Source organism: Clostridium sp. UBA6640 (assembly GCF_002455975.1).
Lineage (GTDB): Bacteria > Bacillota > Clostridia > Clostridiales > Clostridiaceae > Clostridium_J.
Genome location: NZ_DKLM01000056.1, coordinates 1 through 12346 on the forward strand (window position 1 = coordinate 1; position 12346 = coordinate 12346).

A 12346-nucleotide genomic window follows, 5' to 3' on the forward strand; every position below is an offset into this window, starting at 1 on the left:
CACTTTTAGGGGGCCAATCCGAATTCAATTCACAATTCACGATGCACAGTTCACAGTTATGGAGTAACTCTTCAAGGAACTAGTAATTACATTGCTAATTAAAAATAATTTCCACCTTAATTGTGTATTGATAAAGTTTGCCAATACAAAAAAACTAGCAATAAAATTGCTAGTCAAAAGATCAATTTAAAGAAATCATTTTTCCTAAAAATAATTTCATCCTTAATTGTGAATTGTGCATTGTTTAAGTTTTTTCTACACATTTCTAAGCATTTCTATTTCTTCTTCTGTTAATTCTCTATATGTGCCTTCTTCTAAATTTTCATCTATTTTTAGTGGTCCAAAACTTATTCGTCTTAAATAAACTACAGATTTTCCTACTGCTTCAAACATTCTTTTAACTTGATGGAATTTACCTTCTTGAATTGTAACTAAAACTTCTGAGCCATTTTCATCTGCTTTAAGTACTTCTAATTTTGCAGGCATACATTGGTATCCATCATCTAATGTAATTCTGTCTTCAAAGGCTTTAATATCTTCTTCTGTAACTGCTTTATCTATCTCCGCATAATAAACCTTATCTACATGACTTTTAGGAGATATTAATTTATGATTTAGTTCTCCATCATTAGTTATTAAAAGTAGCCCTACTGTATCTTTGTCTAGCCTTCCTATAGGAAATGGTTTAAATACTTGATACTCTGGGTCTAAAATATCTATTACTGTTTCATCATAGTTATCAAAAGTAGCACTTACCACTCCATCAGGTTTATTCATCATTATATATATAAATTCTCTATAGTTTAAAACTTCCCCTTTAACTTCAATGACATCAACTTCAGGGTTAATTTTCATAGCACTATCTTTAACCTCTTCACCATTAACTAAAACTTCTCCTTTTTTGCATAGTGCCTTAACTTCTTTTCTACTTCCATGACCTAAATTTGCTAAAACTTTATCTAATCTTTCCATTATATTCTAATCCTACCTTTCAACGGCTAAACTTAACACTCCTTATTATATACATTTAGAATAAAATAAAACAAGACATAAAAAATGATAATTATAGATTATCATTTTTTAATTAAGGATGAAGAATTAAGAATGAAAAATTTATGGATATTTCTCAGTTGCCACTGAGAAATTAAAAAAGAATGGCGAACAATGTTCGCCGCTACAAGAAATCTATTTAAAGAAATTATTTTGTTCAAAAATAATTTTAACTATAATTCTTCATTCTTCATGCTTAATTCTTAATTATAATAGATACTCCTTAAGATTAGCTAAATTTATTAGGTCTTGCTCCGAACTATACTGCANNAGAGGTGAAAAAAACTAGCAATAAAATTGCTAGTTAAAAAAATCTATTAAAGAAATTAGTTTATTAAAACTAATTTCCTCCTCAATTCTTCATCCTTCATTCTTAATTCTTAATTCAAAAATCACCCAAATGGGTGATTTTTAAGGGTTGTAATACTGTTTTATTTTCACAAGATAATTTTGAGTCTCTTCTGGTAGTTTATTAAAATCAGCATGAGTTTTTACGCCTCTCCACTGCATAGTTCCTGGTCCGCAATTATAAGCTGCTAATGCCATTTCTAAATCTCCATTGAACATTTCTAAATAATCTTTTATATGTCTTGTACCTGCATCAATATTTTCTTCAATATTAAATGGATCATTGACCCCATAATGGCTAACATTTTCAGGCATAAGCTGCATAAGCCCCATTGCCCCTGCCCATGATACAGTTTGAGGATTAAAGTCTGACTCAACCTTTATAATAGCTCTTATTAAACCTTGATTTACGTTATGTTTTAATGAAGCCTCTTTAATCGCACTTTCAATTCTAATATCATCACTTACAGGTGTTGTAGGAGAAATGTATCCATTACTAATTCCATGATAGCTAGCACTGCTAGTACCTCTGCTTATAATTCCATCTAAATTATAGTCAGATCTTAAAATTAAATCTGTAATATGAGTTAAATCATTATTTGCTCCTAAGGCTGCTTGTCCATTAATTTTACTGGCTTCATCCTTTTCTTTTAAGGCATTTAAAAGACTGCTTAGAATCATATTAAAGCCTTCACTGCCACCTTCTCCTGAACCTTTAAACATGCTTGTTGCTAGCATAATTGGCAGCATGTTATTCATAGTATTATTTTCAATGTTCCCCACGTTTTGTACCGTCAAAATTCTCACCTATCTTTCAAAACTTTTATGAGTTTACCTTAATCTCTAGTATATCGTAGTCTTCATATGCTATTTTCTTATGACTGCTTTTTGTTAATGCCAATAGTTTATAAAAGCCTTTTTTAAATGGTATAAAAGTATAATAGCTTTTTTTACTATACTTTTGAATCAATCTCCAATCGCCTTTTTCCATAAGGTAAAATTCATATATTGTATCTTTTCCACCTTGAGAATTTACTGTAAAATTTATTGACTCATTACATTTAAGTTCTTTCTTATCGATAGCTATTTTACAATTTGTAATTGGTGGTGCCTCTAATACATTAAAAATTAAACTTTTTTTACTATCATATTCCACTGTACTTGAAATATTTTTGCCCATAATATCTACAACATATCGCCCTGCACATCTTGGAATAAATCTAAATTTTTTCTCTGATATAAAATCAGATTTTTCAACCTCATGGCCATTTATTTTAATATTATATTTTATAAGGCTATTTTCCGTATTCTCTATTACCGCTTCTAATACTATGGAATCTCCTACTAGGTAATATTCCTTACTAGATGTTAAAACATATTCTATCTTAGCTGGAATATATTCATAGCAATCAATATAAGCTACAGAATGAATATCATATTCTCTTTTAGATCGCTTATCTTTAACCATAATTTCAAGTTCATACTGTCCTACTTCTTCCGGAGAAAAGTCAACCCAATTATTATATCCATATTCTATTTTATCGACTATTCTATCATTTTTCTTAACTATAAAACTATATTTTAATTCTATTCCGCCAGTAGCAATAACTTTAACATTTATAGGTTCTTTAACTAAAAGCTGTCTTTTCTTATCAAATAAAATTTCAGCTATCTCTACCTTTTCTACAAAATCTTCCTCAATAGTAAAATTCATTTTTTCTTTAAGCTCGTAATCTCCATCAAAAGACTTATCTTTAATATAAACTTCAATAATATATTCTCCACATTTTGTAGGGTTCCAAAGATAGTTATTTACATTACTATATTTAGTAGTTTGGCTTTCATTGCCATCTATGACAAACCTATATAACAATTCTTTTCCACCTGATACTACTGCTTTTAATGTTATAGCAGTATCTATAACTTGAGGAGAACTTAAATCACTAGTAAAACTTAGAAGTTTAATAGGATTATAAGGTGCAATTTTATAATGAATAATAGCTCTATCATCAAACTCTTTAGGTGAATACATATCTTTAGCTAAGCATAAGAGTTTATAATCTCCTTTTTTATTCTCACTAAAAGTAACTAGTCTTTTAGTAGAATAATCTTGAATACAAGTTGCTTCTCCATATTCATTTATCTTAACAAATTTATATAATATAACCCTGCTCTCATCAAAATTAGCTTCTACTTCAAAAATAAGTTCACTATCAACTAAAAGCTCTGTTGATATACATCTAAAATTGGTTATTTCCAATGAAGAAATTGGTAGAACCTCAAATCTTATAGACTTAAAGTCATCGAATAAATTTTTTGATTGTATATTCTTACATTCAACTAAAAATTCCATTTCTCCATGCTGCTTTGGAGTATAGCTTAAATTATTTTGAGCAGAATAATCCGTTAAAAGAGTCCAACGAGAGTTTTCTTTAATCCAGTATCTATACATTATAGCTGGCGAAATTCCCTCTACATTTAAGTTAATCTTTTCTCCAACTTTAACTTCATCTTTATCTAAATATATGGATTTTATTAAATTTTCTTCACACTTGCCAATTATGTAATCTATTTTAGACATAAAATCAAATGGCTTCTTACTTCCTTCATTTTTGGCTTGTACCATTATTATATATTTTCCATCATCCTTAGGATGCCACTTAACACAACTATCACTTTGAAAATCTTTAATAGTCTCCCAAGTTCCATCATTTCCAATTAGAAATTTATATAATAAATTTTGTTCTATTTCATTTTCAATGCTAATAGTTATTTCCGTACCCTTTTCTTGAGGACTTTGCATGTTTGTAATAATATTCATTTCATTCATTTATTACCCATTCCTCCCCAGTTCATAATTCTCAAAACACTTAATGGAATTTTTTTCTATATTTCCAGAGCATTTACTCCATATTTAACCATTTATTTTGTTTCATATACCCTATTTCATTATACTATAGTTCCAAAATATAGAAAAGAATAAATTATCACTCAAATTCCAATAATAAGATAAATCATCTTTGTTTGATCAACATTACGAATATCTATTCATCATAATCGATTAATAACTAAAAAACTTTATTATATATTATATTTAAGAAAGGAGCTTTTAAAATGGCTAAAGGTAAAAAAGATTTATATGACCCAACCTATACATATAAAAAGTCGGATGTAGATATACAAAACTTTAAAGATTCTTATCCAGTAATAGAACGTACAAATAATGGACTCCTCTTTCCTGAAGGAATAAAACCAGATATGGATACAGAACAAATGAGAAATCGAGATTAAATGATGAAGAATTAATAATGAAGAATGAAGAATTACAGATATTTATCTGTAGCGGCGAACAGTATTCACCACATAACTGGCAATTTCATTGCTAGTTAGAAATACATTTCAGAAATTAGTTTGATCAAAACTAATTTTCTCCATAATTCTTCATACTTCATACTTCATACTTAATTCTTAATTTCTATAGTTTCTCTATAGTATTAGTTAAATTTATAAATTCTTGTTCCAAACTCTACTGCACCCTTCGGCAATTGAAAATTGACAATTTTGCTTAATGCACAATTCACAAGGCAAAATTCACAATTTTGGATATTTCTCAGTTGCCACTGAGAAATTTAGAATCACTGTAGGGGAGAACAGTGTTCTCCAGAAAACTAGCAACTGTATTGCTAGTTTAAAATGCATTTTAGAAATTATTTTTCTAAAAAATAATTTCGACCTTAACTGTGAATTGATAAATCCTCAAAAAATAAAGAATGGCGAACACTGTTCGCCACTACAAAAAAACTATTAAAGAAATTAGTTTGATCAAAACTAATTTCAACCTTAATTCTTCATTCTTCATTCTTCATACTTAATTCCTATAAGTTATTCTTTTACTAATTTTAATAAGTTCTTATAAAGTCTTTCATCATCCTCATCTTTACGTTTTTTAGGATTTGAAGTTTTACCTCCACCTCTTCTTACTTTTGACGAAATGTGACGTTCAAAAAGAAGCTTATCAATATTTTCATCAGTGTATATATATCCTTTTGGATTTATGGCATAGGCTCCTTTACCTAATACCATGGCTGCAACTCCATAGTCTTGAGTTATTATTATATCCTTTTCCTTTGTATCATTAGCTATTTTCATATCTACGCTTTGAAATCCGCTATCCATGTATTTAACCTCTCCATAGCTTGGAGATATTACATGATTTAAATCACAATAAAATATTAGTTCTTTATTAAAATTTTCAGCTACTTCTTCAATGATATGTTTCGCTGGACATGCATCTGCGTCTACTAAAATTCTCATCACTTATTTCCTCTAATCTCTTATTTAGTTCTTCTTTTCTTTTCTCATATCCTGGTTTTCCAAGTAATGCAAACATGTTTTTCTTATAATCTTCAACACCTTCTTGATTGAATGGATTTATTCCTAAAAGATATCCACTTATGGCACAAGCCTTTTCAAAAAAGTATATCATATAACCTAAATAATAAGGTGATAATTCTTTTATACTTATTCTTATGTTTGGTACTCCTCCTTCATTATGGGCAAGTTCAGTACCTTCCATAGCTTTTTTATTTACATAATCTATAGTTTTACCTGATAAAAAGTTTAATTCATCTACGTTTTCATCATCTTCAAACATCATAAGCTCCCTTTTAGGGGCCTCTATGTTTATTGTAGTCTCAAAAAAAGTTCTAAGACCATCTTGAATATATTGTCCCATTGAATGAAGATCTGTAGAAAAATTTACACTAGAAGGGAAAATTCCTCTATGTTCCTTTCCATGACTTTCTGCAAATAATTGTTTCCACCATTCATTAAAATACATTAGGCAAGGTTCATAGTTAGCTATAATCTCCATTGTTTTTGCCTTCATATATAATAAATGTCTTGCGGTCGCATATCTATAACAATTATTTTTTTTAATATCCATTGTTTTATACTCTTCTCTTGCGTCTGCTGCACCTTTTAAAAGCATTTTAACATCTATATCAGCTACCTTTATCGGAAGTAATCCTACTGAAGTAAGAACTGAATATCTTCCTCCAATATCATCTGGAATGGTAAAACTCTCATAACCTTCATCTTCACAAAGCTTTCTTAATGCGCCATTTTTTTTATCTGTAGTTACAAAAATTCTTTCTTTTGCGCCTTCTTTTCCGTATCTTTCTTCTAGTACGCTTTTAAAAAATCTAAAAGCAATAGCTGGCTCAGTAGTTGTACCTGATTTAGATATAACATTTATTGAAAAATCTACATCCTCTACCATCTCTAATACCTCTGATAAATAAGTAGAACTTATATTATTTCCAACGAAATAAATTTTGGGACCTTTTCTTTTCTCTCTAGGTAGACTATTGTAAAAACTATGCTTTAAAGCTTCTATCACAGCCCTCGCTCCTAGATAAGAGCCTCCTATGCCAATTATTATAAAGGCGTCAGAATTGCTATTTATTTTTTCTGCTACTGTTTCAATTTTATCTAGTTCATCTTTATCATAATTTATGGGTAAATCTAACCACCCTAAGGCATCATTTCCTAAACCTGTTTTATTCTCTAACATCTCATGAGCCTCTTCTACCATAGGAGAAAAATTTATTATTTCATCCTCAGTTAAATAAGGTAAGCATTTTGATAGATCTAAGCATAATTCATTGCCCATTAAAAAATACCTCCGTATAAAATAATAAATGCTAAAATTTAACTTAGCATTTATTAATAATTTATACAAAAATCCTATTGGTTATACTATAAAGTCTTTAAAAATAAAAAGTTATGTATCTATAAGCTATTTTAAACCTTATATAAGTATATAATAGGATTTTTACTAATACAATTTCCATTAAACTATTCTAATTTTTACATAGTTTAATTTTATTATACTTTATTATTATTAAAATAGCCTTAAAATTCCTTTTGATTAGTATTAATTTTTAATTTGAATTCACTATAATAAGTACTCAAAAATTAAAAGAGAGCATAACTACTAAGTAAGCTCTCTTTTTGTTAATCATCTTAAAAGATAACTAATTCTTTTAAGTGTATTATTCTACAATAAATTTATCTGTTTCCTTTTTCATATCTTTTGTCATAAAGGCCAACTCTTGTGCTGCACTTGCTACTTCTTCTGAGGATGCATTCATCTCTTGAGTTATAGCTGCAATTTCTTCTGATGATGCAGAAACTTCTTGTGATACAGAAGATGCATTTTGGACTTTACTTAAAATTATTTCTTTATCACTTACAACTTTTCTTCCTATTTCCACACTTCTAGCTATCTTTGGCTTAATATCCTCAACTGCTTCTGTGATTTTTCCAAAAGACTCTCTAGCTGCCTCTATTGTATCTCTTTGTGTTATTAATTCATTTTGTACCACAGAGGTAGTATTAACCATTATATTAGTTTCACTAAATATAACATTTAAAAGCCTCGTTATATTTGCTGAAGATACTTTACTTTGCTCTGCTAATTTTCTTATTTCATCAGCTACTACCGCAAAGCCTCTTCCGACTTCCCCTGCTCTTGCAGCTTCTATTGCTGCATTTAACGCTAATAAATTAGTTTGTTCTGCTATTCTATTAATCACTGATGTAATTTCATTTATTTTATCTACATTCGATTCTACTGAATTTACTTTATTCATAAGCTCATTAAAAGAAGTTTTCACATTATTTGAAGATATAACAACACCTTCCATTCCTTCATTACTATTCTTAGAAAGCATTTGTATTTCTCCAGTACCAGCCTCTATTTCTCTAAGACCTATTACAGATTCTTCTATTTGAGTATTGAATTCATCAAGTCTTTCTGCTATTTCAGCAATATCACTAGATTGATCTTCTGCTCCTCTAGATACGTCTTGAACTGAAATGGCTACTGTATCTGATGAACTTGACATTTCCTCTGATAGACTTGCCAAATTCTCCGAATATGCATCAATTTGAGCTGATTTTTCTTTTAGACTTTTAATAATAGCGCCAACAGAACATTGCATTTTTTCCATAGCTTGTCCCATTGCTCCAAACTCATCATTTCTTCTCACAACATCCTTTGGAACCTCAATTGTCATATCTCCACTTGCAATGCCGTTTAAATGCTGTACTGAAATTTTCATAGTTTTACTCATCTTTCTGACCTGTATTAATATTAAAATTATACTTAAACCTATACAAATTACTGAAAATAAAACTATCATATATTTTATAGTGCTTACTTCTTTTAAAACTTCTTTTTCGGAAATCCTCATTGCTGCAGACCAACCTGTATCCCCTACAGGTGCATAAGCCATAAAATATTCTTCACCATTCATTTTATAATTTTCAGAACCAGATTCTCCTTTCATCATTTTTTCAATACATTTTCCCAACCCTGAAAAATTGGCATCTTTTTTAGCTTCTTCAATAGGATTAAGCTTTCCTATATATTCCTCATTTTCATGAGCAATTACAATTCCTGCATCATCTACCATAAAAGCTCTACCTGTTTCTCCGATATTAATCCTAGAAACCTCTTTAAGAACTGCTGCTTCTGTAATTCCTACAATAAATCCAATAATATTATTTGTACCTCTTACTTTTATAGGAGAACAATAAACCACTATAGTAGCCCCATTATCTACTTCATTAATACTTTCCATAGGTGAACTTACTGTTGTCTCTCCTTTTAAAGCCTCTTTAAAATATTCCCTTTCAGATATATTAGCTTTGCCATCAGTAAGAATCAATTCACCTTTTAAATCAGCTATTCCAACATGTATAAAATTATCCAGTTCTGCATTAGCTTCTAAAAGCTTTACTTTTTCATTAATGCTAATATTTGGATCTGAAATTTCTTTATCTACTGCTAAATTCTTAAGAATTTCTTTTCTAATATTCAACTTTTCATAAACCATGGATGAAAGTAATTTTGCAGTTTCTGGCAGGGTGGTATTTGCCATAGAGTTGAGTGCTTTGGTGGAAATACTAATAGATATTAAGGCTAACGACGAGCAGCTAATAAAGGATAATATTATAAAGGTCGCTATTAATTTAGATCCAATGCTTTTAAAATTAAATTTAATCTTATTAGTACTTTTCTTCTTCTTAAGATTGTTCATTATAAATCATACTTCCTTTCAGTTAGTTTATATTCATAAATCAAATCCCACATCTTCTTTATAAATATAATTTTATTTAATAGAATACCTATAATTAGGTATTAATTTATATTTCTTCTAATAAATGTATTTATACTAGTGTGTATAATCCTTTATTAGAAGCTTTAATACCTTAATAATTTAAGATTCGTCAATAGTCTACTAATCTTTATATCTTTTTCCAAAATATTTAAAGTGAGAATTGAATCTCACTTTAAATGCTTTATGAAGTAATTAATATTTGGATTTTTTTCTATTTAGCTCTTCCTTTAGATAAAAACATTCTTCTAAATTTATATCATAAGCGTTTGCTAATACTAAATTGTAATAAAGGATATCATATAATTTCTCTTCAATGGTTCCTTTTATTTTATTACCTTTCATTCTCTTATTTTTTCTAATGGCTTCTGAAAGCTCTCCTACTTCTTCAATAAGTTTTAAAAAATACTCCTGTTTTAGTTCTGGATTATAATCTTTATTTCTAATAGTTTCTTGAAGATATTTAATAGCTATATTACTCATAAAAACCCTCCCTATTATTTAGTAAATTCACAATCATGTATATTTCTCACCAGAAGCTGAGAAATTTAAAATTGATTCTGTAGCGGTAAGCAGTGTTCGCCATAATGACTGGCAATATAAAATTGCTAATCAAAAATACATTAAAGAAATTAATTTGTAAGAATTAATTTCCCCCTTAATTGTGAATTGTGCATTATCTTAAAGTAGCTCATCTATATATTTATATAAGTTAAAGAATGAAGCTATTCTTAATTATTAATATTATTCTTACTAATAATAAATAGTTATATTACCCTATTTTTAAAATTAAAAGCGTATTATGATGTTCTTATTTATTAAAAACCAAGAACCTATAGATAATACTATTATCCATAGGCTCCTACAATTTTAGTTTTAAGTCCCTCTAATAAATTTTCATTAGGAAATCCTATAGTTGTACAATTTTCAAAACCTTTAAAAGTTCTTTATTCGTAGCATCATGACTTGAGAATTTGAGGGAATTAATTTTACCTTAATTTACATTATCCAGCCTTTCTTTGTCTATATATTAACAATTATTCTGACCTATATATCCTGTATTTTTCTTTATAATCCCTCAAAACTCATCAGCATATTATGATATAATTGAGTGAATATTTAATTTAGGAGGATATTATGAAATTATACATAACTCGTCATGGACAAACAGTATGGAATACAGAAAAAAGAATGCAAGGCTTTAAAAATTCTAACTTAACTGAAAAGGGAATAAGCAATGCTAAAAAGCTTGGAGAAGCTTTAAAAGATATAAATTTCTCTAAGGTTTATAGTAGCCCTTTAGGTAGAACAATTGATACTTCAAAACATATCCTTGGTGATAGAGACATAGAAATCATTACTGAAGACTATTTAAAAGAAATGAACTTAGGTACATGGGGCGGTATGCTTAGCGATGATATAATAGTAAAATATCCTAAGGAATATGATAACTTTTGGAATAATCCTCATGAGTATACTCCTATAGATGGAGAAACATTTCCTGAAGTTATGGAAAGAGTTTCAAAAGGTTTAGAAGAAATAATAAATAATGAAGACGGTGATATACTTATTGTAACTCATACAGTAGTAATAAAATGTCTATTAGCAAAGCTAAAGAATCTTCCAATAAGAAATTTATGGGATCCTCCATATATATATGATACTTGCCTAACAATATTAGAAGTTGAAAATGGAGAGATAAAATTTCTTAAAGAAGCTGATATATGCCACTTGGACTAATTGAGAATTAATAATTAAGAATGAAGAATTGTGGATACTTCTCTTTTATAAGAGAAGTTTAAATTGATTTTTTTGAAGTTACGCAGTAACTTATTAAAGCTAGCAATTATATTGCTAGTAAAAAATTAATTAAAGGAATTAGTTTGATTAAAACTAATNNCTTCATTCTTCATACTTAATTCATAATTTTCATAAACTCTCCATTGGCTAAGTTCTTTTAATCTAATTCTCATTTTTATTTTTGTATATTAATACTTTTCACAAGGTTATCCACAATTTTATAATTATTAAAGATAAAAACTGTTTAGATTGTTGATAATTTTCTAATTTGTTGATAATTTTCTGTCTATTACCTTTATAGTTTTTAATTTAATCCATAAATCTTAATAAAAACGCTAGTTATTTGATATCTAAGTAAAAATATATGTCATCATCTTTATAATACAAAAACTTAAATCCATATTTTTTATAAAAATTAACCGCACTCTCCCAATCTTTCGTAGTTTCTACTAGTATCTTTTTTGTATTGCTCTTTAATGCATTTTCGATAAGTTTATCCAATAATTTCTTTCCTATGCCTAAATTTCTATAGTTCTTATCTACAGACATCCTAACAATTTGGCCAATTTCTCCATTATAAATTAAAGCACCTGTACCTATTAATTTTTCTTTATGGATAGCCAATAAAAATTGTCCATCTTTATATTGCTCTTCTATATTATTAAGATCTTTATTGAAATTAATATTTATTTCTCCTACATATTCTTTAATACCTTCTAAAATGAGTTTTTTAGCTCCTTCTTGATATTCCTTTGAAAAAGTAATTATATTAATTTCATCAACCATTTTCATTGTTCCTCCAAAATTTAAAATTTCTTTATTGTAATTCCTAATTCATTATCTTCATAATATAAGATTACCATTTATCATTTAAGATTTATTGTCGTTTTATTGTATACCCTTCCTCTGTAGTTTATCTATAATTTATTTAGGGTATACTTTTATATAGATGTACCACTTCT

General features: G+C 28.3%; 10 protein-coding genes. 2 read left to right on the forward strand and 8 right to left on the reverse strand.

From position 1 onward, the window contains the following. Positions 1-255: 255 nt before the first annotated feature. From B2W91_RS05915 to B2W91_RS05925, 3 genes are all read right to left on the reverse strand, one after another. Entirely contained in the window at positions 256-972 is a 717-nt protein-coding gene (locus B2W91_RS05915) for a pseudouridine synthase (protein WP_291579387.1), read from the reverse strand. A 489-nt stretch (positions 973-1461) separates the two neighbouring features. Further along, a complete protein-coding gene (locus tag B2W91_RS05920) occupies positions 1462-2196 on the reverse strand; it encodes a lytic transglycosylase domain-containing protein (protein ID WP_291579388.1) in 735 nt (244 codons plus the stop codon). A 25-nt stretch (positions 2197-2221) separates the two neighbouring features. Continuing rightward, complete coding sequence (locus tag B2W91_RS05925) at positions 2222-4228, reverse strand: triple tyrosine motif-containing protein (protein ID WP_291579389.1); 2007 nt, start codon at positions 4226-4228, stop codon at positions 2222-2224. A 284-nt stretch (positions 4229-4512) separates the two neighbouring features. Between B2W91_RS05925 and B2W91_RS05930 the strand changes: the two genes are divergently transcribed. Next, complete coding sequence (locus B2W91_RS05930; protein WP_291579390.1) at positions 4513-4689, forward strand: hypothetical protein; 177 nt, start codon at positions 4513-4515, stop codon at positions 4687-4689. A gap of 591 nt (positions 4690-5280) precedes the next feature. On the opposite strand, the gene B2W91_RS05935 is transcribed toward B2W91_RS05930, so the two are convergent. From B2W91_RS05935 to B2W91_RS05950, 4 genes are all read right to left on the reverse strand, one after another. Continuing rightward, positions 5281-5712 (reverse strand): YaiI/YqxD family protein, encoded by a 432-nt coding sequence (locus B2W91_RS05935; protein ID WP_291579391.1) that lies wholly within the window; start codon positions 5710-5712, stop codon positions 5281-5283. Beyond that, positions 5663-7072, reverse strand: a complete 1410-nt coding sequence (locus B2W91_RS05940; RefSeq protein WP_291579392.1) for a glucose-6-phosphate isomerase — start codon at positions 7070-7072, stop codon at positions 5663-5665. Before B2W91_RS05940 ends, B2W91_RS05935 begins: the two co-directional genes overlap by 50 nt. Before the next feature lie 382 nt (positions 7073-7454). Then, the gene (locus tag B2W91_RS05945; RefSeq protein WP_291579393.1) at positions 7455-9506 is read right to left on the reverse strand and encodes a methyl-accepting chemotaxis protein; all 2052 of its coding nucleotides are present in this window, start codon (positions 9504-9506) and stop codon (positions 7455-7457) included. 273 nt (positions 9507-9779) lie between these two features. Further along, a complete protein-coding gene (locus tag B2W91_RS05950) occupies positions 9780-10067 on the reverse strand; it encodes a MazG nucleotide pyrophosphohydrolase domain-containing protein (RefSeq protein ID WP_291579394.1) in 288 nt (95 codons plus the stop codon). Between the two features lie 654 nt (positions 10068-10721). Here B2W91_RS05950 and B2W91_RS05955 point away from each other — a divergent pair. Next, on the forward strand, positions 10722-11324 hold the full coding sequence (locus B2W91_RS05955; RefSeq protein WP_291579395.1) for a histidine phosphatase family protein: 603 nt from the start codon (positions 10722-10724) through the stop codon (positions 11322-11324). Between the two features lie 399 nt (positions 11325-11723). Here B2W91_RS05955 and B2W91_RS05960 read toward each other — a convergent pair whose 3' ends face one another. Continuing rightward, positions 11724-12176 carry a GNAT family N-acetyltransferase gene (locus tag B2W91_RS05960; RefSeq protein WP_291579396.1) on the reverse strand — a complete coding sequence of 151 codons (453 nt, stop codon included), beginning with the start codon at positions 12174-12176 and terminating at the stop codon, positions 11724-11726. Positions 12177-12346: the final 170 nt, after the last annotated feature.

What these genes read in the sequence shown, in the direction of transcription:
- B2W91_RS05915 (WP_291579387.1), bottom strand. Translation starts at nt 972, where the DNA reads ATGGAAAGATTAGATAAAGTTTTAGCAAATTTAGGTCATGGAAGTAGA.
- B2W91_RS05925 (WP_291579389.1), bottom strand. Translation starts at nt 4,228, where the DNA reads ATGAATGAAATGAATATTATTACAAACATGCAAAGTCCTCAAGAAAAG.
- B2W91_RS05930 (WP_291579390.1), top strand. Translation starts at nt 4,513, where the DNA reads ATGGCTAAAGGTAAAAAAGATTTATATGACCCAACCTATACATATAAA.
- B2W91_RS05935 (WP_291579391.1), bottom strand. Translation starts at nt 5,712, where the DNA reads ATGAGAATTTTAGTAGACGCAGATGCATGTCCAGCGAAACATATCATT.
- B2W91_RS05940 (WP_291579392.1), bottom strand. Translation starts at nt 7,072, where the DNA reads ATGGGCAATGAATTATGCTTAGATCTATCAAAATGCTTACCTTATTTA.
- B2W91_RS05945 (WP_291579393.1), bottom strand. Translation starts at nt 9,506, where the DNA reads ATGAACAATCTTAAGAAGAAGAAAAGTACTAATAAGATTAAATTTAAT.
- B2W91_RS05950 (WP_291579394.1), bottom strand. Translation starts at nt 10,067, where the DNA reads ATGAGTAATATAGCTATTAAATATCTTCAAGAAACTATTAGAAATAAA.
- B2W91_RS05955 (WP_291579395.1), top strand. Translation starts at nt 10,722, where the DNA reads ATGAAATTATACATAACTCGTCATGGACAAACAGTATGGAATACAGAA.
- B2W91_RS05960 (WP_291579396.1), bottom strand. Translation starts at nt 12,176, where the DNA reads ATGAAAATGGTTGATGAAATTAATATAATTACTTTTTCAAAGGAATAT.